We start from the raw sequence: 22,559 nt of genomic DNA on the forward strand, positions 1-22,559 counted from the left end.
TTCTCCGATCAATTGGATAGCATGCTAAGACCCGGCATATCATTAGTAAAACAAATGATCTATATTGAAATCATCACTGAAAGTAATTATCCAGGAAACGGGATCCACTACCCCCTCCTTATCCGTCTGCGAGCACTACCAGCTTTCCATGCGCATCGCCGGACTCCATCAGAGCATGCGCCTCCCGGATCTGGTCAAAACGGAAGGTCCGCGCCGGCCGGCCGCGCAGCTTTCCACTCGCCATTGCATCGGCAATGTCTTGAAACGGGATAGCGTCCATCCGATGCCCCGCCTCGCCGAAATTGAAACTTCCGAAAAAGCTTAGCTGAACTGTGGATGGCATATCCACCAGAGGGTTAAAGGCATCAACCGGTGCGAGTCCTGCGAGAAAACCAGCGAGACATACACGTCCGCCCGGAACCGCAAGATGTAAAGACTCCCGCAAGCTGGTATTTCCGAGCAAATCCAGTACGCCATCGTATCGCCCCTCTTCCTCGCGCCCCAGCGAAACACCTGCAATGACAACGCGCTCCGCCCCAAGTTCAGTAAGCGCCGGGACTTGCCCGGCATCCCTGGTGGTGCCCGTCACGCGCAGTCCCATGAAGCGGGCCAGGTCGAGCGCGGCCCGCCCCAATGCTGAATTTGCGCCCCTAACCAGCAAGTGCTGGCCCGCCTTCAAACCCAGACACTGGTTCAGGCAACACCAGGCCACGCCGTAAGACTCCGGAACCATGGCCAATTGCTGCCAAGGCAGGTCCGATTCGACAGCAACCACATTGGCCTGCATCACTGCGACGAATTCGGCGTAGCTGCCGGGGAGCGCGCGCCCCATTCCCCCCATGGCAGCCAATACCATTTGCCCCGGCCGCAAGCGGCCGCTCGGATCTTCGGTCACAGTTCCAACACATTCGATCCCGCTGATCGATGCCACGCTTCCCCATTCACCACGCCTCATGTAGAGTTCCGCGTGATTCAAGCCGAAAGCACGAACCCGGATAAGAACTTGCCCCGGCTCCGGCTGCGGGCGTGGGCGCTCCTCCTCGATCAGAACTTCGGGACCGCCGAATTGGTGACGTACGATTGCGCGCATATATGCTCCTGAAACAAAGTTGAAGAAGCCTGCAGCTTATGTCGATCGCAGCGTCGAAGATATTGGCGATTTCGAACCATCCTGTTTCAAGAAACTGAATATGTCTCGCACACCCAGCCTGCACCAGCTCGAGTGCTTCCTTGCGCTGACGGCGGAAGGAAGTTACGCCAGCGCAGCGAAGCTCCTCAACAAATCCCATACGGCGGTTTTCGCTACCATTCGAAACCTGGAAGATACGGTGGGTGTGGCGCTGCTTGACCGTGGCGGCTACCGCGTGACCCTGACGCCTGCCGGGGTCTCCTTCCGCGAGGAAGCGGTGCGCGTGGTACGTGCCCATGCCGGCCTGGCCAGCCATGCACTTCAGTTGCGCAGCGGCGCGGAGGCCGAATTGCGTATCGTGCTGGGCGACCTTTGTCCATTAGCCGACACGCTGGCGATTTTGGGGGATTTTTTTCGCGTCGAGACGAATACGCGCCCGGTGCTCCACAACGATGTGTTGAGCGCCCCATGGGCCAAGCTGCTGCAAGGCGAGGTCGACCTGGCCATCCACCATATCGATCAACCGCGTCCGGAAATGGAAAGCCGGCACCTGTTCGATGTACGAGTGATTCCTGTGGCAGCACCAGCCCTTCTTCCATTTCAGCCGCACCCCAAGGTGCAACCAGGAGACTTGCGCCCGCTGCGTCAATGCATTCTTCGCGATGGCGCGCGGGATTGGCAATCCTTGTCTTATCACGTACTGGATGGCGCCCCCATTGTGAGCGTAGGCGACCAGGCGACAAAGCGTGAGATATTGCTGCAAGGCCTGGCCTGGGGCCATATGCCGGAGCACCTGGTCCAAGCCGATCTGGAGGGGGGACTTCTCGTTTCGCTGTGCGGGGAGCATTTGCGCGGCGCCACCCTGCCCCACTATGCCTTGCGCCTGCGCGAGACAAAACATGGACCGGTGGCCCAACGCTTATGGCAGCGCTTGTCCACAATCGGCACAAGCGAAAAGAATGTCTTTAACCCGAATGGCCAGCAACCATGATCAGACTCACTCTTCGCCAACTCGAGGTATTCGTAGCGATCGCCAACCAGAACGGGCATGTAACGCGCGCGGCACAGACCATCGGAATGACGCAAGCCGCAGCCAGCATGGCGATTGCGGACCTTGAACAACAGCTGGATGCGAAGCTCTTCGACCGCATCGGCAAGCAACTGGTGCTGAATGAAACCGGCCGCATCCTGCTCCACCGTGCGCAGGAGGTGCTGGATCGCGCAGGCGAAATCCAGATGCTGGCGGCAGGCGGCAAATCGGTTTTTGATATTCGCATCGGTGCAAGCGTCACCGTCGGCAACCATCTGCTGCCGCCGGTATTGGCGCGCTTCAAGCACAGATTCCCGAACGGGCAAATCCGCGTACTGCGCTACAACACAGAACAGGTATTGGCGCGGCTATCCGACTTCAGTATTGAATTGGGCTTTGTGGAGGGGCCGGTCGAAGACAGCAACTTCCTCACCTTCCCATGGAAAAAAGACACGCTCACAATCTTCGCACCGGCCGGGCATCCCCTTGCCGGGAAAAAGCTGGCTGCGGCGGATCTTACGGCCGCGCCATGGGTAATGCGCGAGCCCGGATCCGGCACGCGCACGGTGTTTGAACGCGCTCTTGCCGCCAATGGCATCGTGCCGCATATTGCACTGGAACTGGAGCAGCCGGCGGCGATCCGGGAATGCGTGAAGGCTGGCCTGGGGTTAGGTTGCCTGTCCCGCCTGGAACTGCAGGATGCAATCAGCGCCGGACATGTCGTGCCGCTCAAAGCCCCCTTCCTTGACCTCAAGCGCAACATCAACATCGTCCTGAACCGACAAAAATATGTCAGCGAAGCGATCGGCACGATCCTGCAGCTTTGTACTGGCTGACGCGCCCGCAATGCCCTTCATTTTTTAGGCGGTAGCTTTGCCAGGCGCGCATTTCAAAGGCTTTACTTCCCTTTGATAATTGCCTGCAGCAGCACGAAGGTCTCGTGATGGATGGCCTGCTCGTTCGCCTTGAACTCGCGGTCAGCCTTGATGAAGGCCGGCTTTTTCATTTCAGCCTGCTCCGCTGCTGTCGCCTTGGGCACACTTGGATAGAGCTGCGCGCCGCTGTTATAGATATTGTTCAATACCTTCTGGCCATAGCTGGACTGGTAGTAGTGCGTCATTTCAAGGGCTGTCTCCTGGGTCAGGAGGCGTGCCACGGGCACCGCCAGCCTGCTGTAGATGGATTCCGCCGGCACGGCCATCACCTTGGCCATGACGCGTTCGCGATCTGCAGGCGTTGGATAACGGCTCATGCCTGCGGTCATGCGCATCATCTTCTCTGCCTGCATGGCGACCAGCAAATCGTGCGATGCCTTCACCTGGGCTGCATCAGGATTCGGGTTGGCCGCTTGCGCGCTGCCTGCCAGCGATACAGCCAGCAAAATTGCGGAGATAAACTTCATATTGATTCCTTTATTGACTTGTTCAATCGCGGCCCAATGCCCACTGCCCCGCTCCGCCCAGGGCCGTGGCCACCACGACCAGCAGCAGGAACAGGCTGTGCAGGTTGCCAAGGATAGGTGCACCATGCATCCAGCCGAGCACGATTGGAATACCGACGACCAAGGTCAGCACCAGGCTGGCGATCGGCATCAGTAAGCCAATCATGATGAGCACACCGCACAGCATTTCCGCCAGGTGCAGGCCCCAATGACCGGCGCCGCTGAGCGTCGAGGGGAATGCCGAATGCCGGATGGCCTCAAAGCCCATGAGGATAGCCATGCCGCCAATAGCAAGGCGCAGGAAGAAACGGGACGCATCGAGACGGGATTTGGAAACTGCCATTGAACTCTCACGAACGGTTGAAAATGGACGAAAAAAAACGGCCCCGTTACCGGGGCCGTTTTTTCTTATACTGGCGGAGACGGTGGGATTCGAACCCACGATACAGGTTTTGCCCGTATGCCTCCTTAGCAGGGAGGTGCCTTCGGCCACTCGGCCACGTCTCCTCGTTGATATTACTGCGTCAACGCGACCGCTATATTAATGACCGATCCCACCTTGGTCAAGGCAATACAGCAGTTTTTTTAGGAAATATTTACTCTTTTTCCAGTCCGAAGGCTTTGTGCAGTGCGCGCACAGCCAATTCCATGTATTTCTCGTCGATCAGGACGGAAATCTTGATCTCGGAAGTGGAGATCATCATGATGTTGATGCCTTCGTTGGCCAGGGTCTGGAACATCTGCGATGCCACGCCCACGTGCGAGCGCATACCCACGCCGACCACGGAAATCTTGGACACTTTGGCGTCGCCCACCAGGGTGTGGTGACCGATTTCGCCCTTCTCGTTATGCAGCACATCCATCGCCTTCTGGTAGTCGTTGCGCGACACGGTGAAGGTGAAGTCGGTCTTGCCGTCGACCGCCTGGTTCTGGATGATCATGTCGACTTCGATATTGGCTTCGGCGACCGGGCCCAGGATGTGGTACGCGATGCCAGGACGGTCCGGCACGCCCAGAACGGTGATTTTGGCTTCGTCGCGGTTGAAGGCGATGCCGGAGATGACTGCTTGTTCCATGTTTTGGTCTTCCTCAAACGAAATCAGGGTGCCCGACGTGGCCTCTTGCTGCAGATCCATCAGCGGATCGGTCAGCGAGGACAGCACGCGGGTCGGTACGCGGTAGTTGCCGGCGAATTCCACCGAGCGCGTCTGCAGCACTTTGGAGCCCAGCGAAGCCAGCTCCAGCATCTCTTCAAACGTGATCGCTTTCAGGCGGCGCGCTTCGGAAACCACGCGCGGGTCGGTGGTGTAGACGCCGTCGACGTCGGTGTAAATCAGGCATTCATCGGCCTTCAGCGCGGCGGCAATCGCCACAGCCGAAGTATCGGAACCGCCGCGGCCCAGGGTGGCGATGTTGTCGTTCTCGTCCACGCCCTGGAAACCGGTAATGATCACAATGCGGCCCTTCTCCAGATCTTCGCGCACGCGGCCGTCTTCGATCGACTGGATGCGGGCTTTGGTGAAGGCGGAGTCGGTCTTAATCGCTACTTGCCAGCCGGTGTAGGAAATGGCGTCCTTACCGATCGCTTGCAGCGCCATCGACAGCAGGCCCACGGACACTTGCTCGCCGGTGGAAGCGATCATGTCCAGTTCACGCGGGTCTGGCGGGTTCTGGATTTCCTTGGCCAGGGCAATCAGACGGTTGGTCTCGCCGGACATTGCCGACGGCACCACCACCACCTGGTGTCCCGCGTCGTGCCATTTGGCGACGCGACGCGCGACGTTCTTGATGCGTTCCGTCGAGCCCATCGACGTGCCGCCGTACTTGTGAACGATTAAAGCCATGCTGATTTTTCCGCATTGATGTGATAAAGGGAGCCCTTTACTCTACATGCTGCGTTGCAAAATCTCAAGTCAAAAAGTACATACCCTCATACCTATTTGGCATAAGTTCATATGTCTAGACAGGTGCTGGCAAAAATTATTTGGTTTCCCAGCGAAACACCAAACGAAGCGCTGGGCCAGGAGTCAGTTTGCGGCAATCCATGCCGATGCCCGCTGCATAAAGGATATCGCCGGGGATGCCCACCATGGGCAAGCGCTCGCGCTCCCAGGCCGGGACCCCCAGGGTCTGGTAGTGCTGCTTCAGGGTGCGCGTCGGGCGGTTGCGGGCCGGTTTCAGCTTTTCGCCGCCGCGGCGCAGCTCGATCGTCAGCAGCTGCTGGCGCAGCCAGTCGGGATCGAGACCCTGCGGCGCCGGCTCGACATGCAGCGTGCCGCCGTATTCCGGGAAATCGATGCTGGATTCGCCATTCCAGCGGAAGTGGCGCTGCCCCTCTTCCGCTTGCGGTTTGCGCGCGACCAGGAAGAGGCGGTCGCGGTGGCGGCGCACGTCGCAGTCGGGATGGCTGACCTTGAGGTTGGCGTCATCGCGTGCGGTCAGGGCCTGTTCCTGCATTTCGGCCAACCAGTTGGTGGACGGCAGGCGAATGCCGCGTTCAGAGAACCAGTGGCGCAGCAGGTTTGCAATGCGGTCGGCACTGAGCGCACGCACGCGTGCCAGGTCAAGGCTATCGCTACCGGCCAGGCATGCGCGCAGATCCTCGTCGGCTTGCTCGGTCAGCAGGCGCTGCGCGGATTGCGCGTGGCGCGCACTGCGGGCAAAGCGCTCCTGATAGCCGGGATAGGCTTGCGCCAGCTTGGGCATGATTTCGTGGCGCAGCGCGTTGCGCGCGTAGCGCAGGTCGGCGTTCGATTCGTCTTCAATATGTTCGATGCCATGCTCGCGCACATAGCCTTCCAGCTGCGCGCGGCTGGCCTGCAGCAGCGGACGCGCCAGCAGCACCTCATTGGTGCCAAGCAGGCTCGCTGCGTGATTGGATGCATCCATGCCCGACAGCCCGGCCGGACCGGAGCCGCGCAGCAGTTGCAGCAGGACGGTTTCGGCCTGGTCGTCCAGATGGTGGGCGGTGAGCAGCAGGTGGACCTGATGCTCGGTGCAAAAGGCGCCCAGCGCGGCGTAGCGCGCCTTGCGGGCGGAGGCTTCGCTGCGGTCGTCGAGGGTGACGCGGCGGCTGGCGAAGGCAATACCCAGGCGCCCGCAATGTTCGCGTGCATGGGCCTCCCAGGCGTCGGCGTTGGGACTCAGGCCGTGGTGGACGTGGAAGGCGTAGATTTTGCGGCCGGTGGTGGCGGCAAGGTGCAGCAATGCGGAGCTATCCAGGCCGCCGCTATAGGCGATGGCGATGGGGCCTTGCGGGAGGTCTGCGAGGGATTGCTGGAGGATTTGTTCGACGTGCATTTCAAAACCGGTAAACCAGTATCAGACCCGCGGTGTCCGACCCGCAGGGTCAGACACTTATGACGCGGCGGCCGCGTGACCGGCACCTGACCCGGCGGGTCAGGTACCGCTTTACCGGTTTTATTCGGTAGAGGTGGTTTCTTTGAACTTACCGTAGCTCATCAGCTTTTCATGACGGGCTGCCAGCAGGTCCTTGGTCTTCACACCCTGGAACTGGCGCAGGGAATCAGCCAGCGCGCGCTTCAGCATCTTGGCCATTTCCTTCGGATCGCGGTGGGCGCCGCCCAGCGGTTCGGTGATGATTTTGTCGACCAAGCCCATCGCCTTCAGGCGGTGCGCGGTCAGGCCCAGCGCCTCAGCCGCATCGGATGCGCGCTCAGAAGTCTTCCACAGGATCGAAGCGCAGCCCTCAGGCGAAATCACCGAGTAGGTCGCGTACTGCAGCATCAGCACGGAATCGCCCACGGCAATCGCCAGCGCGCCGCCGGAGCCGCCTTCGCCGATGATGGTGGCGATCAGCGGCACTTTCAGTTCCGCCATCACGTACAGATTATGGCCGATCGCTTCCGACTGGCCGCGCTCTTCCGCGTCGATGCCTGGGAACGCGCCAGGGGTGTCAACGAAGGTGAAGATAGGCAGGTTGAACTTCTCGGCCACCTTCATCAGGCGCATGGCCTTGCGGTAGCCTTCCGGCTTCGGCATGCCGAAGTTGCGCATGGCGCGTTCTTTGGTGTCGCGGCCCTTCTGATGGCCGATCACCATGCAAGGCTGGCCGTTGAAACGGGCAAAGCCGCCGACGATGGACTGGTCGTCCGCATAAGTGCGGTCGCCGTGCAGTTCATGGAAGTCGGTGAAGATTTCGTTCACATAGTCCATGGTGTATGGACGCTGCGGGTGGCGAGCGATCTGGGAAACTTGCCAAGGAGTCAACTTGGCGTAAATGTCTTTGGTCAGCTGTTGGCTCTTCTTGGCCAGGCGGTCGATTTCCTCCGAAATGTCGACGGCCGAATCGTCTTGTACGAAACGCAGCTCTTCGATCTTGGAATCCAGTTCCGCGATCGGTTGCTCAAAATTGAGGAAAGTCGTTTTAATCATTGTACCTCCAAGGTTTTTTGCATCATCGACAACCCTGCTTATGGCGGGGTCACCGGTGAGAATTTGCGCTATTTTACCGGAACCGGATCCAGGCTACGCCATAAATACCAGGTGGCGACCGTCCGGTAGGGTTCCCAGTTGGCCGAAACCTCGCGGGCATCGCTGCGCGACACGGGTTCCCCGGAAAAATAATTCTGGCTGATTCCACTAATCAGCCGGCTGTCGTCGAGCGGCAGCACGTTGGGACGGAGCAGATTAAATATCAAAAACATCTCCGCTGTCCAGCGTGTAATGCCGCGGATCTGAACCAGTTCAGAAATGACGGCTTCGTCATCCATCTGCGCCCATTGGGCGGCGTGGACCTTCTTATTTTTGAAATGGTCGGCCAAATCCAGGATGTATTCGGCCTTGCGCTTGGACAGGCCGCGGCCAGCAAGCGCAGCGGCGCCGGCCTTTTGCACGGCGGCTGGGGTGAATTTGGGGCAGATTTCCAGCAGCTTGGCCCATGCCGCATTGGCGACCTGGGTGGTGACCTGCTGGTTGACGATGGCGCGCGCCAGGGTGATGAACGGGTCATCGTGGCCGACCAGGTGCAGGTCGCCGAATTGGGGGATCAGGCGGTTCATGATGCGATCGCGCTTCATGAGCTCTGCCTTGGCATCCTCCCAATAAGGCGGCACCGACGCCTGCTGCCCGCTATCCCTGGACAAAGCCATCTTAAGCGCGGCGCCAGTTCGTCGTGCCGTCAGGCTTGTCTTCGAGGACGATGCCAGCCGCCAGCAGGTCGGCACGCACCTTGTCGGCGGTAGCGAAGTCGCGCGACTTCTTGGCCGCAGCGCGGCTAGCGATAGCCGCTTCGATGGCCGCTTCGTCCATGCCCTCGCCTGCCGCGCCTTGCGGGGCAGCCTTGCGGTATTCCTCAGGGCTGCGCTCCAGCAGGCCCAGAACCGCAGCCAAACCTTTCAGCTGACGCACCGCTACCGGCGACTTGGTCTTGTTCACTTCGGAGGCCAGGTCGAACAGCACCGACACCGCGATCGGAGTATTGAAATCGTCATCCATCGCCTCGGCGAAGCGCTTGGCGCTGTCTTCATTCCAGTCCAGCGGCTGGCCGTCGCCTTCCACGCCATCCAGCGCGGTATACAGGCGGGTCAGCGCGCCGCGCGCGTCGTCCAGGTGCACGTCCGAATAGTTCAGCGGGCTGCGGTAATGGGCGCGCAGGATGAAGAAGCGCACCACTTCAGCGTCGAACTGCTTCAGCACCTCGCGGATGGTGAAGAAATTGCCCAGCGATTTGGACATCTTCTCGCCGTCCACGCGCACGAAGCCATTGTGCACCCAGTAATTGGCCAAGGTCTTGCCGGAAGCGCCTTCCGACTGGGCGATCTCGTTCTCATGGTGCGGGAACTGCAGGTCGGCGCCGCCGCCGTGGATGTCGAAGGTTTCGCCCAGCAGAGAGCACGACATCGCCGAGCACTCGATATGCCAGCCCGGACGGCCCTTGCCCCACTTGGAATCCCACTTCACCTCATCCGGCTCGGATTCTTTGGCGGCCTTCCACAGCACGAAGTCCAGCGGATCGCGCTTACCGGTATTGACGTCCACGCGCTCACCGGCACGCAGGTCGTCCAGCGACTTGCCGGACAGCTTGCCGTAGCCTTCAAACTGGCGCACCGCGTAGTTAACATCGCCGTCGGTGGCCTTGTAAGCCAGGTCCCGAGCTTCCAGCTTCTCGATGATGCCCAGCATTTGCGGCACGTATTCGGTGGCTTTCGGCACATCGGTCGGGTTCAGGATGCCCAGGGCGGCGCAATCCTCATCCATATACTTGATGAAGCGGCCGGTCAGCTGCCCGATCGTTTCCTTGTTCTCGACCGCGCGCTTGATGATCTTGTCGTCGATGTCCGTGATATTGCGCGCATAGCGCACATCGTAGCCCGATGCCTTCAGCCAGCGATAGATAACGTCGAACGCCATCAGCATGCGGCCATGGCCCACGTGGCAGTAGTCGTATACGGTCATGCCACAGACGTACATCCGGACTTTGCCCGCCTCAATGGGTTTGAACGACTGCTTTTCGCGCGCCAGCGTGTTATAAATCTTTAAATTGCTCATCGGACTAGAAGTAAACGGGTCACGGGCGCGAAACGCATAAGGCGTCGCACCGGTGCTCGGTGTGTACCAGGGGGATTGTGGTCCCTTTGTTATAGTTCTACTTTGTTAGAATGGAACGTCTGCCGAAGTATAGCACTGAAAAATTCGCGCACGCGAGCACCGAGTCTTATAAAGGAAACAATAATGCTGAAGAAATGGATTGCCCTGCTGGCCGGCCTGCTGATTGGCAGCACCGTAGCAGCTGCCGAAAACCCGCAAGTATCGATCAAGACCAACCTGGGCGAAATCATCGTCGAGCTGGACCAGGAAAAAGCCCCCATCTCGACCGCCAACTTCCTCGCCTACGTCAAAAGCGACTTTTACAAGGACACCATTTTCCACCGCGTGATCAATGGCTTCATGGTGCAGGCAGGCGGCTACACCGCCGACCTAAAATCCAAACAGCCGCTGCGCCCGACCATCAAAAGCGAAGAAAAGAACGGCCTCTCCAACCTCGCCTACACCATCTCGATGGCCCGCCACGACAGCCCTGACTCCGGCCAATCGCAATGGTTCATCAACGTAGTCGACAACATCGGCCTGGACTACCCGAATGCCAAAGGCCACGGCTACACCGTGTTCGGTAAAGTCATCCAAGGCAAGGAAACCGTGGACAAGATCAAAGTCCTGCTGGTGGACGACAAGCCAGGCTTCCAGAACATCCCCGTGCACCCGGTCGTGATCAAATCGGCCACCGTCCTGAAGAAACGCATCGTCGTACCGGAACCGGTCGCCCCAGCTCCCGCCGCAGCGCCAGCGCCGGCCCCGGAACCAGCGCCTGCACAGGAACCCGCCCCTGCTCCGCAGCCAGAGCCTGTAAAATAACGATTTTTCAGAAACACCAAAGGACAATAAGATGACCACCATCACCATCACCACCAACAAAGGCACCATCGTTGCCCAACTGGACGCAGAAAAAGCGCCAAAGACCGTCGAGAACTTCCTGCACTACGTGAACGCAGGCCACTACGACAACACCATCTTCCACCGCGTGATCGACGGCTTCATGATCCAGGGCGGCGGTTTCGAGCCAGGCATGAAGCAAAAGCCAGCCGAACAAACCGTGGAAAACGAAGCCAAGAACGGCCTGAAAAACGAACCATACACCCTGGCCATGGCACGCACCTCGGCACCGCACTCCGCATCCGCCCAATTCTTCATCAACGTGAAGAACAACTCCTTCCTGGACTACCCAGGCCAGGACGGCTGGGGCTACGCAGTGTTCGGCAAAGTCACCGAAGGCACCGAAGTCGTGGACGCCATCAAGGCAGTCAAGACCACCCGTTCCGGCATGTTCTCCGACGTGCCAGCGGAAGACATCATCATCGAAAAAATCGTAGCGGCCTAAATTGATCCTCTTCGTATCAGACCTGCATTTGCAACCGGCGCGGCCGGTCCTCACGGAAGCGTTCCTGCGCTTCCTCGACGAACATGCGCTGGGCGCAAAGCAGCTCTATCTGCTGGGCGATATCTTCGAATATTGGGCGGGAGATGATGACCTGCCGGAGCCCTTCCACCAGCAGATCGTGTCCGCCCTGCGCCGCGTCAGCGACGCGGGCGTACAGCTATTCTGGATCGCAGGCAACCGCGACTTCCTGGTCGGCGAAGCCTTCGCCGCCGCAGCGGGCCTGACCCTGCTGCCGGAAACCTGGGTGATCGACGCCAACGGCCAGCGCATCGTGCTGGTGCACGGCGACGCCCAATGCACGCAAGACGTCAAATACATGGCCTTCCGCGCGCAAGTGCGCCAGCCAGCATGGCAGCAGCAATTCCTGACCATGCCCCTACCGCAGCGCAAGCAGATCATTGCCGGCCTGCGCGAGCAAAGCAAACAGGGGCACGCCGAGAAATCCTATGAAATCATGGACGTCACGCCGGAAGCGATCGCCGAAGTATTCGAGCAGACCGGCACCACCATCATGATCCACGGCCACACGCACCGCCCCGCCTTGCACGAAGTAGCAGGCACGCGGCGCTACGTACTGCCGGACTGGGAACCCGAATACACACCATCGCGCGGCGGCTGGATCTCCATCGCCGACGACGGCACCATCGCGCGCCACGTGCTCGACGGCACGACACTCTGACCGCCAGCGGCGCTCAACGCGCCGCCCGATCACCTGCGGACCCTGGCCAATCGGCGAAGCCTGTTGCTGCCGGCATCGAAGCTGAAGCGCAGCGCAAGGCCATCGCGCTTCAGATCGCCGTAGCCCGCAACGGAGACCTGCACCCACCTCTTGGCCCAGGATTCGCACGTAACAAACCTGTGATGACTTGACTTCAAGACGCTGGTTTTGCGCACTTCATTTTAGTCCCACCCCGCGCAGCGACAGGATATTGACGATACAATCGGCAATCATACCGGACTGACCCTCACCATCACATGCATATCGCTATCATCACATTCGACGGCTTCAATGAAATCGATTCGCTGGTGGCGCATGGAATCCTGAACCGGCACAAGCAGCCGGGCTGGAAAGTTTCGCTCGCCACGCCAAGCGAATACGTCACGTCCATGAACGGCGTAACGCTGCGAGGCCAATGCACCTTGGCCGATGCCTCGCGCGCCGACGCGGTACTGGTCGGCAGCGGCGTGCGCACGCGCGACATCGCCGCCGATGCATCGTTGATGACGCAGTTGCTGCTTCACCCATCGCGCCAGCTCGTAGGCGCACAATGCTCCGGCGCACTGCTGCTGGCCAAACTAGGGCTGCTGGCAAGAATTCCAGCATGCACCGACCTCACGACCAAGCCATGGCTGGAAGAAGCCGGCGTCAAAGTACTCGAGCAGCCCTTCCACGCCAGCGGCAACGTCGCCACTGCCGGAGGCTGCCTTGCCTCGCAATACCTGGCGGCATGGGTTCTCGCCAAGCTGGAAAGTGCCGAAGCAGCTCGCGCCGCCCTCCACTACATCGCCCCAGTGGCCGAAAAAGACGAATACGCCGACCGCGCCCTCCGGCACATAGCGCCTTACCTTTAAAAAGTCGGGGTCAGGTCTGTCATTTGGACACGCAGCACGACTCTTTGACTTTTCTCAATACGCAAATATGGACGATTTCGCGTATTGAGAAAGATCAAAGGTTAGCGTTGGCTGTCCAAATGACAGACCTGACCCCGGTTTTTCAAGCGAGCGCTTCGCCAAAGCTCAAATATCGTTGAGCAACTGGTAATGAACAAAAGTGCCCAGCAGGCGATCGCGATGATGCCTCCGATTTCGGCGTCGGTCGCAAATACGAACACCCATAAGTACAGGAAGAATGCCGATACAAGCGAGCCGAAAAAATAGATGATCGACTGAGCCTTAGCTTTAAGGCCCAGAACAGCTAACGGAACGAAAAATACATTGAAGATAGCGAGCAGCCAGTAGATACCCTTCGGATCTTTTCCCCTGAGATCCGTCCATGATGCCAAGGCCATCTCGTATCCATAAACATAGGAGTCTTTCGCAACGATGTGCGCCTGCGGATCAGGCTTGGTGCTGCACCGCGAAAGTGGCAGCACAAAACATATAGCCAGCAATATGGCAGCTACCCTTTTGATCCATTTGAACACAGTCGCCCGGTCCATCATCATCATCATCATCGCAACTTTCAAAAGTGGCGATGATATCAGGTATATCACATGAGCCCGCCCAATGCTAAATCATTGACACACTTGCGACATTTGTCGCAAAATAAGTCAAATCACTCATCATCCGCTTCATCATGACAATCCCATCCACCCCTGAACTTTGCGTCCTGAAGGCACTCTGGCGCCAGACTCCTTTAAGTGCGCGGGAAATCCACGAGGCGGTGGAAGACGAGCTTGGCTGGTCGTTTTCATCGACCCGCAAGACCGTGGAGCGCATGATGGAGAAGCAAATGGTGGCGCAGCATGTACGCCACGGCGTCCAGGTCTACGAAGCCTTACTCGATAAAGTGGAGACCTTGGCCGCATACGCCCGCGATTTCGGCACCCGCATCATGGAACTCGATTCGCCCCTTCCGGTCAACATGTTCGCAGGCAGTAAGCTGGTCGATGCAAAGGAGTTGGCACAGCTCGAGCAGATGCTCTCCGATTGGCTAGACGAGGACGAGGCAACGTGAGCGGTTTCGATCTCCTGCTGCTGCGCTTCCTGCTCGCGAGCCTCGGTTGCTTCGCCGCTGGTTTCAGCGTGTGGGCTTTGAGCGCCCTGCTCCGGCGCTGCCTGCCTGCGCTGGCGGCGCAGCGGTCCTTGTGGCTTCTCGGCCAGCTCACCGTGCTGGCGACGTTCGCGCTCATACTTCTGCCGCATAACGAGCGCGTGCGCCTGATCCCGCCGCTTGAAGCGGCTACGGAGTCGATAACGCAGTTGATCGCTCCTTCCCAAATGCCTGCCCTTCCCAACGCCACGGCAGCGGAGGTAAAACATGCCGAGCAAGCTGCCGGCACGCGCGCTTGGCTGCTAAGTGGTGCGCGGCTCTGGCTGTGCCTATACCTCGCTGGTTTGGCGTGGTCCATGGCCGGCTTGTGGCGCGCGCAGCGCATGCTGGACCGGTTGGCGCAAGGCGGCAGCACACATGCAGTTGAAGGGGGCCGCGCCTTGATTGTCGAAGTCGACGCGCCGATTTCACCGATGCTGCTTGGTCTGCTCCGCCCTCGCCTGCTGTTGCCGCGCCATCTTGGGGGCTTCAACCAGTTGCAGCGGGAGCTGATCGTCGAACATGAATTGACTCACTTGCGCCGCCATGACTTGCATTGGATGGCCGCTGGCGTGCTACTGCAAACGCTGTTGTGGTTCAATCCTTTCATGCGCCTGCTGCGCGCTAATCTGACCTGGGCGCAGGAGCTGGGCTGCGACCGCGAGGTGCTGCGCGGGCGTCCTGCGTCACAGCGGAAGGCTTATGCCGCGGCCCTGGTGGCGCAGCTCAAGCTGCAGCACCTTTCGCCACAAGGTGCGCTGGCTTTCGGCAGCATCGATGCGAACACGCTGTCGGAGCGTGTGTCGCTGATCCGCACGCCGGGCAATGGGAGCCGCGCCATCTGGGCGCGTGCTGCAACCGTTGCTGCCCTGGCGGCTATCGGGGGCGGGAATTTTGCCGTGCAGCCGGCCTTGGCCTGGAGCGTGTCGCCTGCCGCGCAATCGCGGGCGGCGCTGAACTGCACGCTGTTCACTGATGCCGCCACTGGCAGGCCGCTGCTGCGCGAGGGCGATTGCGACGCGCGCATTACTCCTGTGTCGACCTTTAACATCGCTGTCAGCTTGATGGGATTCGACAGCGGCTTCCTGAAAGATCAGCACGCGCCGGTGCTGCCTTACCGCGAGAGCTACCAGGCCTGGAACAAGGATTGGCGCCGCGATATGGATCCCAGCCAGTGGATCAGCTATTCCGCTGTCTGGTACGCCCAGCAAGTCACGCGCCATGTCGGCCGCGAACGGTTCGAGCGCTATGTACAGGGCTTCGGCTACGGTAACGGCGATACCCGCGGCGACCACGATAAGGACAATGGCCTGACCTGGTCGTGGGTCGGTTCTTCGCTGCAGGTTTCCGCCGACGAGCAGGCTGCCTTCCTCGGCCGTCTGGTACGGCGGGAGCTGCCCGTTTCGCAGTATGCGCACGAGCAGACCGCGCGCCTACTCAAGCTCAAGGATCTTCCAAACGGCTGGCAGGTCTTCGGCAAAACCGGCACCGGCGCTCCTGTCGGTCCGGATGGCAAGGACGATTATTCCCGTTCTTACGGCTGGTTCGTAGGCTGGGCGACGAACGGCCAGCGCACCATTGTGTTTGCGCGCCTGGCTCAGGACCAGAAGCTCGAGGAAGGCGCGGCCGGCCCCCGCTTGCGAGAAGCGGTCCTGCAGGAACTCCCCACCTATCTCGCTAAACTGTAAGCAAGGACTCAAACATGAAACGCAAAATCTTCACCCTGCTGGCAGGGCTGGGGCTCCCTTTGCTCGCGTATTCGGCGGAGCATTGCCTGGCGATGGCCGATGCCGGCACCGGAAAGTGGCTGATCCACGAAGGCTTGTGCGATAAGCGCTTGCCGCCGATGTCGACCTTCAAGCTGCCCATCGCCCTGATGGCTTACGACGCCGGCATACTGCAGGACGCGCATGCGCCGGTGCTGCCCTTCAAGCAGGGTTATGTGGATTGGCGCCCTGTATGGCGGCAATCCCATGATCCCAGTTCCTGGATGAAGGAATCCGTGGTCTGGTACTCGCAACAGCTTACCCTGCAACTTGGCGAGGCACGCTTCGCCGGATATGTGAAGCGCTTCGGCTATGGCAACGAAGATGTCAGCGGCGATCCTGGCAAGAACAACGGCTTGTCCGAGTCCTGGCTCGGCTCTTCGCTGCGCATTTCGCCGGACGAACAAATCGGCTTCCTGCGCCGCGTCCTGAACCGTGAGCTGGGCGTCAACCCCCAGGCCTATGATATGGCGGCCACCCTGGTCAAATGGCCAAAGCAAGTCGGCGGCTGGCAGGTGTACGGCAAGACCGGCAGCGGCAGCGACGGCGGCCAGAAACTGGGCTGGTATGTCGGCTGGCTTCAGCGCGGCGACCGGCGCATCGCCTTCGCGCAGGTGGGCGGGAGCACTGGAATGGATATCCGCGATAGCTTTTTGGCACGCTTGCCGCAGCTGGCTCTTTAGGACGTGGCATCGGGCCAATTCTCACTTGATCTAATTGACTTCCGCCTCGCCCTGAAGGACGAGGAGTGCGGACCGCCACCGTCGCTCCGGGCGGAGCCACGATGGTCGAGTTCAAGACCGAATTACCGGGCCGCTTCATTATGGCCCCGGCCGGGCGGATGGCGCTGAAGTCGTAGCCCACCCCGCCGCCGCGGCGCATGGTTTCTGCCGCTTCGGCGACGGCGGTGTAGATGCCGGGCAGGCCGTCGTCCTCGCCGGTCACCGAATCGCCCACCGGCTGCACGAAACAGTTCATCAGCGTGGCTTTCAGGCCCAGGCCGACGGCGGAATTGATACGGCCGGCGGGGATGAAGCCGTGCTCCTGCGCCCACAGGAACTGGTCTTCAAGGTCGGCGCGCAGGTCCGGTGACTCCAGGGCCGCCAGGGCGCGGGCTACGCGGCGGCGGACGTCGATGATGTCCTGCTCCGCCCCCTTCGCATATTTCTCGCGCAGCACGTCCAGCGAGATTTCCTGGGGCGGCATGGGGTTGCCGAACATTTTTTTCGTTTGCATTCATGGATAATCCTGCTCAGGTTAAAACTGAGCCTGACTATCCCTGAATGCGGGGGCAAAATCCTTGATGCAGGATAAGTTACGGCTGGGCCCGTGGCAAGCAAAGAGCCTGACCCCAAGGTTGCCACGCGGGTCCCGTCCCGCCAGGCGCTCCATCGGTCCTGCACGATTTCGAAGCGGGACGACTGGAACATCAGGATCGGACTATGCATGCTGATGCTCCTTCTTTTCTCAGCTGCGGGGTATCCGCGCCAAGGCGGCTTTCATGCGCCGTACTGTGGCGTCGTTCAGCGAGGCGGTGTGGCGGTTCCAGCGGTCCATCATCCGCTGCAGCTCGCTCTGCAGGCGCTGCGCCAGCTGGAACTCGCCGGCATTGGCGGCCCAGATCGCGAATTCGGCATGGGCTTCAAAGCTGCCGAAGCGGTTCACGGCGTTTTCGAATTCGGCGCGCGCTTCCTCTTTGCGGCCGGCAGAAGCCAGCGCCTGCGCCATCAGCAGGGCGCATTGTTCGGCGCGGAAGTTCGTGTCGCGGCCGCGGATGAATTCCAGGTGTTCGATCGCTTTAGCGAAGGCGCCGGTGGCCACGTTGGACCTTGCAGCGCCGAAGCGGATATCCAGGTCCGAGCCGAACGCGCCCTGCAGGCAGGCCTCGTACGTGCTGGCGGCTTCTTTGGCTTCGCCGGCTTCCAGCAGGGCCGAGGCCAGGCGCATCTGGTTTTGCGCGGTCGGGGTGAAGTCGAACGCCTCACGCGCTTCGCGCAACTCGCGGCCCGGGTCGAGCAGGCGGCCAGCGGCGGCAACGGCCTTGCGTGCGCCGTGTTCCAGTCGGGTGCTCGGCATGTACACGGCAAAGAAGTACACCAGGCTGCCCAGCAGTGGGAAGGAGAAGAGGATCAGCAGCCAATACAGCTCGCGTCCCCGCCGCACAGCATGCACGGCAAAGAAGATGGCAACCAGAATATGCAGACCCAGACCGAAAAACGGCATTTCAATTTCTCCAAAGTGTTAATGCCTGGATTATAGTCGACCGTCCCGCATTGGCTCGAGATGGATGCTCAGGCCCGCCGCCGAGGTACGGATGGCGGTCGGCACATACTGCACGCCCGCATAACGCAGCTCATCCGGTCGCCAGGTATAGATCGGCGTGTCGCGCGCCAGGGTGTCGGCCAGCATGCGGACGGCGCCGCCGACCTGGCGCTGGGTGCGCTCATCCAGGCCATCCAATACAAAATCGTCGAGTTTCGCGTCCGCCAGCATCACGGCGTTGCGCGACTGGTCGATGTTCAGGCGCCCCGACAGCGACAGGCTGCCGGTGTATTGCTGCCGCATCAGCGGGGAGCTGACGGACAGCGTCGCGCTCAAGCCAATGCGGTCGTTCGGCAAGGTGGCAAGGCGCGGCTGCTGCAGGCGCAGCTCGATCACCGCCAGCGCGCGGTGTTCAATCGGGAAGCGCTGGTCGATATTGCGCTGCAGGCGGGCCAGCGGCACGTCGTAGTCGTGCGAGCTGGCGAAGGTGGCGCAGCCGGACAGCAGCACGGCGGTAGCGCCACCTGCGGCTAATGCGGCGGCGGCAATGGTGCGGGCGGCGAGTCGTCTGTGCGGGGTCATTTGAAGCTCCTGTGTCATAGTGGCTGCAATCATAGCGGGGATCGCAGATGCCACCTGTAACCATTGGTATCGCTGGCTGGGCGCTGCCGCGCGCCGATGCGGAGCTGTTTCCGCGGCAGGAATCCGGCAGCAATCTGGCGCGATACGCAGCCGTATTCAATGCTGTCGAGATCAACTCTTCCTTTTATCGGCCGCACAAGCCGGAAACCTATGCGCGCTGGGCGGAGAGCGTACCGGCCGGATTCCGTTTCGCCGTCAAGCTACCGCGCTCCGTCACGCATGAAAAACGGCTGCTGGAAGTCGATGCCGAGCTAGATCGATTCGCCGCGGAGGCCGGCGCCTTGGGCGAAAAACTGGGATGGGTGCTGGTGCAGACGCCGCCCAGCCTGCGTTTCGATGCGGCGGCTGCTTCTGCCTTATTTACCGGCCTGCATGCGCGCTTCGGCGAAGCGCCTGTCGCTTGCGAAGCCCGGCACGGCTCATGGTTCGGCGACGAAGCGACCGCAATGATGACCGAATTGAAAATCATCCGCGTGGTCGCCGACCCGCCGGCCGGCGAGCCGGGGCCTTTCGTACCTGCCCGCCAGGACGCCGCCTACGTGCGCCTGCACGGCAGCCCCCTGATCTACCGCTCGGTTTACGAGCCTGAACGGCTGGCACAGGTGGCAGCATGGCTGCGCGGCCAGGAAGGCTCCGCCCTGGTCATCTTTGACAACACCATGTCCGGCACCCAGGCCCGCCAAGCCGTGCAACTGCGCCAGTTGCTTACTTCTTCCCCTTCATCGGATCATCGTCCGGATTCACATACGTGATGTCGAACGGTCCCTCGCCGTGAATCTGCACAATGGTCTCGCCCTTCATGATCGCGTAGTGGTTGGTCTTGGGCGGAATCGCCACGAAATCCCCCGCATGGTGGGCCCTGGCGGCCTTTTCATCGAGTTTGTCGCCCATGCCCAGCATTAGCGTGCCCTTGATGACGGTCACGTTCTCCATCATCGAATGCATATGCGGCGGCACTTTGTAGCCCGACTGGGCGTGCAGGCGAATGACAAACGGCCCCGCCTTCCCCGGATCGCCCTGCAAGACGGCAGCTTTGGCGCCTTTCGGCAGCGTGGGCGGGGCATCGCCCCATTTCATCTCGTCGCCGAGATGCATTGCTGAAACAGGAATCAGGCACCCAAAAGCGGCAGCGGCAACGACAGCAGCCAGGGCGCGCGGCATGGATTTGGTCATGGCAATCTCCTTTGGACGGGTACTCCACCACTGAGCTTAGCCACCATTTGCAAAAAACCACTTGCGCGTCGACGCTTCAGTGTTATAGTTCACTACAACACCAGTCCATTAAATCACCAACACTGGAGGAAACGATGTATGTGGAATGAAAACCGTCCGATCTACCTGCAATTGAAGGAGCGGGTCGTCGGCATGATGCTCGATGGCCTGCTCAAGCCCGGCGACGCCCTGCCCTCGGTGCGCCAGGTCGCGGCCGATTACCAATTGAACCCGATTACCGTGTCCCGCGCCTATCAGGAGCTGGTCGATGAAACCTTGGTGGAAAAAAGAAGGGGAATAGGAATGTACGTTACCGAAGGCGCTGTTGATAAACTGCTGTCCACTGAACGCGACCGTTTTATCCGCGAAGAATGGCCCGCGATGGTTGAACGCATCCGCCGCCTGGGCCTGGACATTGAACAATTGCTGCGCGCCACGAATGTGCCGCCACAAGGAGCCCCGGCATGACAGCACTGATTACCGCCAAAAACCTGAGCAAGCGATTCGGCACCACCAAGGCGCTGGATGACGCCAGCTTCGAAATCCAGGCGGGCCGCATTGTCGGCCTGATCGGTCCCAATGGTTCCGGCAAAACCACCACCCTGAAAGCCATCCTCGGCCTGTCGCAATTCGACGGCGAGCTGAATGTACTCGGCCTGGACCCGCGCCAGCAACGCGATGAGCTGATGAAAGACGTCTGCTTCATCGCCGACGTCGCGATCCTGCCGCGCTGGCTGAAGGTGAAGGACGCCATCAGCTTCTGCGAAGGCGTGCACCCGCGCTTCAACCGCGAACGCGCCGAAAAATACATCGCCAGCACCAAGCTGGCGCCGGACATGCAGGTCAAAGCCATGTCCAAGGGCATGATCGTGCAGCTGCACCTGGCGCTGGTCATGGCCATCGACGCCAAGCTGCTGGTGCTGGACGAACCGACCCTGGGCCTGGACATCCTGTACCGCAAGCAGTTCTACCACCAGCTGCTGGAGGACTACTTCGACGAAAACAAGACCATCCTGATCACGACCCACCAGATCGAGGAAGTCGAAAACATCCTGACCGACCTGATGTTCATCCGCGACGGCAAGATCACCCTCGCCGCCTCGATGGACGAAATCGGCGACCGCTACACCGAAGTGATGGTGCAGCCGGAATACATGACGGCAGCCAGCGCCCTGCAACCGCTGCACCAGCGCACGGTGTTCGGCAAGGCGGTAATGCTGTTCGACGGCGTCTCGCGCAAGCAGCTGGAAACGTTTGGCGAAACCCGTACCCCCAGCGTGGCCGACCTGTTCGTGGCCAGCATGCAAGGAGAATATCAATGAAGACGATGAAATGGCTGATCCAGCGCGAATACTGGGAAAACAAAGGCATGCTGTTCTGGGCGCCCGCCATCGTGGGAGCGCTGATGGTGAGCTTCACCGCGGTGATGCTCATCATCGGCAACAATATGCAGGCCCGCCTGCACGGCGACAGCCTGTCGCACTTCAATGACATGACCATGGCGCACCGCCATGACATGGCGAATGCATACGGCGCCGCCTTCCCCATGATGGGCACCCCGCTGTACATCATGATGGCCTTCCTGATCTTCTTCTACTGCCTGGGCGCCCTGTATGACGACCGCCGCGACCGCAGTATCCTGTTCTGGAAATCGCTGCCGGTGTCCGATACCAACACCGTGCTGTCCAAGGCGGTCACCGCCCTGCTCGGCGTGCCGTTGATCATCGCCGCCATTGCCTTCGTGGTGTCGCTCAGCATCACACTGATGGTCGCACTCGCCCTCACCTTCCACGGCGTGAACGTGTTCGGCGACCTGATGTCCTCGACTAATTTCTGGCTCAGCCCATTCCGTATGCTGTCCCTGGTTCCGGTCTATATGCTGTGGGCGCTGCCGACTGTGGGCTGGTTGCTGCTGGTATCGAGCTGGGCGCGCAGCAAAGTGTTCCTGTGGGCGGTCGGCACCCCGCTGATGAGCGGCGCGCTGCTGGCATGGGCCAACCACGCCTTCAGCATGGGCATCAATATCGAATGGTTCTTCCAGCAAGTGGTGATGCGCCTGCTCGGCAGCGTGCTGCCAGGCTCGTGGTTCATCTTCAATGAAAGCGCGCGCCGTGCGATGGAACATACGCCGGGCATGGAAAACGATCCGGCTTTGCAGATTGCCCAGTTCTTTGGCCAGGCATATGGTTCGCTGTCCAGCCCGACCTTGTGGGTCGGGGCTGTGGCTGGTGTGGCGATGATTGGTGGCGCGATTTGGCTGCGCCGCTGGCGTGAGGAGAATTGATCAAACCTTCCGGTTTCCCAGGCGGCGCGACATCGGAAGTGTCGAGCCGCCGGAGTGATGGCATCGCGCCAATTCCTCACAAAA

Annotated in this window: 25 protein-coding genes, 1 tRNA gene and 2 pseudogenes; 14 read left to right on the plus strand and 14 right to left on the minus strand. The window is 60.4% G+C overall.

The features are described 5' to 3' along the window. Nucleotides 1–118: 118 nt before the first annotated feature. The gene (locus H597_RS0120030; RefSeq protein WP_028103695.1) at nt 119–1,090 is read right to left on the minus strand and encodes a zinc-binding dehydrogenase; all 972 of its coding nucleotides are present in this window, start codon (nt 1,088–1,090) and stop codon (nt 119–121) included. Between the two features lie 19 nt (nt 1,091–1,109). Between H597_RS0120030 and H597_RS31740 the strand changes: the two genes are divergently transcribed. Both H597_RS31740 and H597_RS0120040 read left to right on the plus strand, forming a co-directional pair. Then, nucleotides 1,110–2,120 carry a LysR family transcriptional regulator gene (locus tag H597_RS31740; RefSeq protein ID WP_229632219.1) on the plus strand — a complete coding sequence of 337 codons (1,011 nt, stop codon included), beginning with the start codon at nt 1,110–1,112 and terminating at the stop codon, nt 2,118–2,120. Continuing rightward, a complete protein-coding gene (locus tag H597_RS0120040; RefSeq protein WP_211232071.1) occupies nt 2,117–2,995 on the plus strand; it encodes a LysR substrate-binding domain-containing protein in 879 nt (292 codons plus the stop codon). Before H597_RS31740 ends, H597_RS0120040 begins: the two co-directional genes overlap by 4 nt. Before the next feature lie 62 nt (nt 2,996–3,057). On the opposite strand, the gene H597_RS0120045 is transcribed toward H597_RS0120040, so the two are convergent. The 8 genes from H597_RS0120045 to cysS all read right to left on the minus strand — a co-directional run bounded on the left by H597_RS0120045 (nt 3,058) and on the right by cysS (nt 10,110). Next, nucleotides 3,058–3,561: a DUF2059 domain-containing protein gene (locus H597_RS0120045; protein WP_035374803.1), complete on the minus strand. Its 504-nt coding sequence runs from the start codon at nt 3,559–3,561 to the stop codon at nt 3,058–3,060. Nucleotides 3,562–3,583: 22 nt separating this feature from the next. Next, on the minus strand, nt 3,584–3,943 hold the full coding sequence (locus H597_RS0120050) for a hypothetical protein (protein ID WP_028103698.1): 360 nt from the start codon (nt 3,941–3,943) through the stop codon (nt 3,584–3,586). Between the two features lie 71 nt (nt 3,944–4,014). Next, nucleotides 4,015–4,107, minus strand: a tRNA-Ser gene (locus tag H597_RS0120055). Nucleotides 4,108–4,196: 89 nt separating this feature from the next. Continuing rightward, nucleotides 4,197–5,444 carry an aspartate kinase gene (locus H597_RS0120060; RefSeq protein ID WP_028103699.1) on the minus strand — a complete coding sequence of 416 codons (1,248 nt, stop codon included), beginning with the start codon at nt 5,442–5,444 and terminating at the stop codon, nt 4,197–4,199. 136 nt (nt 5,445–5,580) lie between these two features. Next, nucleotides 5,581–6,900, minus strand: a complete 1,320-nt coding sequence (tilS, locus tag H597_RS31745; protein WP_051293952.1) for a tRNA lysidine(34) synthetase TilS — start codon at nt 6,898–6,900, stop codon at nt 5,581–5,583. A 120-nt stretch (nt 6,901–7,020) separates the two neighbouring features. Next, nucleotides 7,021–7,995, minus strand: coding sequence for an acetyl-CoA carboxylase carboxyltransferase subunit alpha (locus H597_RS0120070; RefSeq protein WP_028103700.1), 975 nt, complete (start codon nt 7,993–7,995; stop codon nt 7,021–7,023). Nucleotides 7,996–8,063: 68 nt separating this feature from the next. Then, nucleotides 8,064–8,711 carry a DNA-3-methyladenine glycosylase family protein gene (locus H597_RS0120075; protein WP_028103701.1) on the minus strand — a complete coding sequence of 216 codons (648 nt, stop codon included), beginning with the start codon at nt 8,709–8,711 and terminating at the stop codon, nt 8,064–8,066. A gap of 1 nt (nt 8,712) precedes the next feature. Next, nucleotides 8,713–10,110, minus strand: a complete 1,398-nt coding sequence (gene cysS / locus H597_RS0120080; RefSeq protein ID WP_028103702.1) for a cysteine--tRNA ligase — start codon at nt 10,108–10,110, stop codon at nt 8,713–8,715. 183 nt (nt 10,111–10,293) lie between these two features. Between cysS and H597_RS31750 the strand changes: the two genes are divergently transcribed. From H597_RS31750 to H597_RS0120100, 4 genes are all read left to right on the plus strand, one after another. Beyond that, a complete protein-coding gene (locus tag H597_RS31750) occupies nt 10,294–10,974 on the plus strand; it encodes a peptidylprolyl isomerase (protein ID WP_083941201.1) in 681 nt (226 codons plus the stop codon). Nucleotides 10,975–11,005: 31 nt separating this feature from the next. After that, nucleotides 11,006–11,497 carry a peptidylprolyl isomerase gene (locus H597_RS0120090; RefSeq protein ID WP_028103703.1) on the plus strand — a complete coding sequence of 164 codons (492 nt, stop codon included), beginning with the start codon at nt 11,006–11,008 and terminating at the stop codon, nt 11,495–11,497. Between the two features lies 1 nt (nt 11,498). Continuing rightward, complete coding sequence (locus H597_RS0120095; RefSeq protein WP_028103704.1) at nt 11,499–12,236, plus strand: UDP-2,3-diacylglucosamine diphosphatase; 738 nt, start codon at nt 11,499–11,501, stop codon at nt 12,234–12,236. Between the two features lie 296 nt (nt 12,237–12,532). Next, a complete protein-coding gene (locus tag H597_RS0120100; RefSeq protein WP_028103705.1) occupies nt 12,533–13,129 on the plus strand; it encodes a DJ-1/PfpI family protein in 597 nt (198 codons plus the stop codon). A 101-nt stretch (nt 13,130–13,230) separates the two neighbouring features. On the opposite strand, the gene H597_RS0120105 is transcribed toward H597_RS0120100, so the two are convergent. After that, nucleotides 13,231–13,731 (minus strand): hypothetical protein, encoded by a 501-nt coding sequence (locus H597_RS0120105; RefSeq protein ID WP_028103706.1) that lies wholly within the window; start codon nt 13,729–13,731, stop codon nt 13,231–13,233. Between the two features lie 122 nt (nt 13,732–13,853). Between H597_RS0120105 and H597_RS0120110 the strand changes: the two genes are divergently transcribed. The 4 genes and pseudogenes from H597_RS0120110 to blaOXA (H597_RS0120120) all read left to right on the plus strand — a co-directional run bounded on the left by H597_RS0120110 (nt 13,854) and on the right by blaOXA (H597_RS0120120) (nt 16,758). Beyond that, nucleotides 13,854–14,234 carry a BlaI/MecI/CopY family transcriptional regulator gene (locus H597_RS0120110; protein ID WP_028103707.1) on the plus strand — a complete coding sequence of 127 codons (381 nt, stop codon included), beginning with the start codon at nt 13,854–13,856 and terminating at the stop codon, nt 14,232–14,234. After that, a pseudogene (locus tag H597_RS36270) lies at nt 14,231–15,109 on the plus strand (M56 family metallopeptidase); the annotation flags it as partial. The gene H597_RS0120110 and the pseudogene H597_RS36270, both read left to right, overlap by 4 nt. Nucleotides 15,110–15,208: 99 nt before the next feature. Next, on the plus strand, nt 15,209–15,997 hold the full coding sequence (gene blaOXA / locus H597_RS36275; RefSeq protein WP_051294024.1) for a class D beta-lactamase: 789 nt from the start codon (nt 15,209–15,211) through the stop codon (nt 15,995–15,997). A gap of 14 nt (nt 15,998–16,011) precedes the next feature. Continuing rightward, entirely contained in the window at nt 16,012–16,758 is a 747-nt protein-coding gene (blaOXA, locus tag H597_RS0120120) for a class D beta-lactamase (RefSeq protein ID WP_035374807.1), read from the plus strand. 133 nt (nt 16,759–16,891) lie between these two features. On the opposite strand, the pseudogene H597_RS34265 reads toward blaOXA (H597_RS0120120), so the two are convergent. The 3 genes and pseudogenes from H597_RS34265 to H597_RS0120130 form a co-directional block, all read right to left on the minus strand. Then, a pseudogene (locus tag H597_RS34265) lies at nt 16,892–17,315 on the minus strand (ribonucleotide reductase barrel domain-containing protein); the annotation flags it as partial. A 227-nt stretch (nt 17,316–17,542) separates the two neighbouring features. After that, complete coding sequence (locus tag H597_RS0120125) at nt 17,543–18,298, minus strand: hypothetical protein (RefSeq protein ID WP_028103710.1); 756 nt, start codon at nt 18,296–18,298, stop codon at nt 17,543–17,545. A gap of 30 nt (nt 18,299–18,328) precedes the next feature. Next, nucleotides 18,329–18,919, minus strand: coding sequence for a DUF1439 domain-containing protein (locus tag H597_RS0120130; protein ID WP_028103711.1), 591 nt, complete (start codon nt 18,917–18,919; stop codon nt 18,329–18,331). 47 nt (nt 18,920–18,966) lie between these two features. Here H597_RS0120130 and H597_RS31765 point away from each other — a divergent pair, with 47 nt between their 5' ends. Then, nucleotides 18,967–19,731, plus strand: a complete 765-nt coding sequence (locus H597_RS31765) for a DUF72 domain-containing protein (RefSeq protein ID WP_051293954.1) — start codon at nt 18,967–18,969, stop codon at nt 19,729–19,731. Here the strand turns inward: H597_RS31765 and H597_RS0120140 are convergent. Further along, nucleotides 19,685–20,152: a cupin domain-containing protein gene (locus H597_RS0120140; protein ID WP_028103712.1), complete on the minus strand. Its 468-nt coding sequence runs from the start codon at nt 20,150–20,152 to the stop codon at nt 19,685–19,687. The genes H597_RS31765 and H597_RS0120140 overlap by 47 nt on opposite strands. A gap of 138 nt (nt 20,153–20,290) precedes the next feature. Between H597_RS0120140 and H597_RS0120145 the strand changes: the two genes are divergently transcribed. From H597_RS0120145 to H597_RS0120155, 3 genes are read left to right on the plus strand one after another with little or no spacing between them, the layout of a single operon-like run. Next, nucleotides 20,291–20,659, plus strand: a complete 369-nt coding sequence (locus H597_RS0120145; RefSeq protein ID WP_028103713.1) for a GntR family transcriptional regulator — start codon at nt 20,291–20,293, stop codon at nt 20,657–20,659. Further along, the gene (locus H597_RS0120150; RefSeq protein WP_028103714.1) at nt 20,656–21,513 is read left to right on the plus strand and encodes an ABC transporter ATP-binding protein; all 858 of its coding nucleotides are present in this window, start codon (nt 20,656–20,658) and stop codon (nt 21,511–21,513) included. Before H597_RS0120145 ends, H597_RS0120150 begins: the two co-directional genes overlap by 4 nt. Further along, entirely contained in the window at nt 21,510–22,475 is a 966-nt protein-coding gene (locus H597_RS0120155) for a hypothetical protein (protein WP_028103715.1), read from the plus strand. Before H597_RS0120150 ends, H597_RS0120155 begins: the two co-directional genes overlap by 4 nt. The last annotated feature ends 84 nt before the right edge of the window (nt 22,476–22,559 follow it).

The organism is Pseudoduganella violaceinigra DSM 15887, from assembly GCF_000425385.1.
Lineage (GTDB): Bacteria > Pseudomonadota > Gammaproteobacteria > Burkholderiales > Burkholderiaceae_D > Rugamonas > Rugamonas violaceinigra.

Bases quoted from the DNA above. Each gene is read 5' to 3' on its own strand.
- H597_RS0120030 (WP_028103695.1), bottom strand. From the start codon at position 1,090: ATGCGCGCAATCGTACGTCACCAATTCGGCGGTCCCGAAGTTCTGATC.
- H597_RS0120040 (WP_211232071.1), top strand. From the start codon at position 2,117: ATGATCAGACTCACTCTTCGCCAACTCGAGGTATTCGTAGCGATCGCC.
- H597_RS0120045 (WP_035374803.1), bottom strand. From the start codon at position 3,561: ATGAAGTTTATCTCCGCAATTTTGCTGGCTGTATCGCTGGCAGGCAGC.
- H597_RS0120050 (WP_028103698.1), bottom strand. From the start codon at position 3,943: ATGGCAGTTTCCAAATCCCGTCTCGATGCGTCCCGTTTCTTCCTGCGC.
- H597_RS0120060 (WP_028103699.1), bottom strand. From the start codon at position 5,444: ATGGCTTTAATCGTTCACAAGTACGGCGGCACGTCGATGGGCTCGACG.
- tilS (WP_051293952.1), bottom strand. From the start codon at position 6,900: ATGCACGTCGAACAAATCCTCCAGCAATCCCTCGCAGACCTCCCGCAA.
- H597_RS0120070 (WP_028103700.1), bottom strand. From the start codon at position 7,995: ATGATTAAAACGACTTTCCTCAATTTTGAGCAACCGATCGCGGAACTG.
- H597_RS0120075 (WP_028103701.1), bottom strand. From the start codon at position 8,711: ATGGCTTTGTCCAGGGATAGCGGGCAGCAGGCGTCGGTGCCGCCTTAT.
- cysS (WP_028103702.1), bottom strand. From the start codon at position 10,110: ATGAGCAATTTAAAGATTTATAACACGCTGGCGCGCGAAAAGCAGTCG.
- H597_RS31750 (WP_083941201.1), top strand. From the start codon at position 10,294: ATGCTGAAGAAATGGATTGCCCTGCTGGCCGGCCTGCTGATTGGCAGC.
- H597_RS0120090 (WP_028103703.1), top strand. From the start codon at position 11,006: ATGACCACCATCACCATCACCACCAACAAAGGCACCATCGTTGCCCAA.
- H597_RS0120100 (WP_028103705.1), top strand. From the start codon at position 12,533: ATGCATATCGCTATCATCACATTCGACGGCTTCAATGAAATCGATTCG.
- H597_RS0120105 (WP_028103706.1), bottom strand. From the start codon at position 13,731: ATGATGATGATGATGATGGACCGGGCGACTGTGTTCAAATGGATCAAA.
- H597_RS0120110 (WP_028103707.1), top strand. From the start codon at position 13,854: ATGACAATCCCATCCACCCCTGAACTTTGCGTCCTGAAGGCACTCTGG.
- blaOXA (WP_035374807.1), top strand. From the start codon at position 16,012: ATGAAACGCAAAATCTTCACCCTGCTGGCAGGGCTGGGGCTCCCTTTG.
- H597_RS0120125 (WP_028103710.1), bottom strand. From the start codon at position 18,298: ATGCCGTTTTTCGGTCTGGGTCTGCATATTCTGGTTGCCATCTTCTTT.
- H597_RS0120130 (WP_028103711.1), bottom strand. From the start codon at position 18,919: ATGACCCCGCACAGACGACTCGCCGCCCGCACCATTGCCGCCGCCGCA.
- H597_RS31765 (WP_051293954.1), top strand. From the start codon at position 18,967: ATGCCACCTGTAACCATTGGTATCGCTGGCTGGGCGCTGCCGCGCGCC.
- H597_RS0120140 (WP_028103712.1), bottom strand. From the start codon at position 20,152: ATGACCAAATCCATGCCGCGCGCCCTGGCTGCTGTCGTTGCCGCTGCC.
- H597_RS0120145 (WP_028103713.1), top strand. From the start codon at position 20,291: ATGTGGAATGAAAACCGTCCGATCTACCTGCAATTGAAGGAGCGGGTC.
- H597_RS0120150 (WP_028103714.1), top strand. From the start codon at position 20,656: ATGACAGCACTGATTACCGCCAAAAACCTGAGCAAGCGATTCGGCACC.
- H597_RS0120155 (WP_028103715.1), top strand. From the start codon at position 21,510: ATGAAGACGATGAAATGGCTGATCCAGCGCGAATACTGGGAAAACAAA.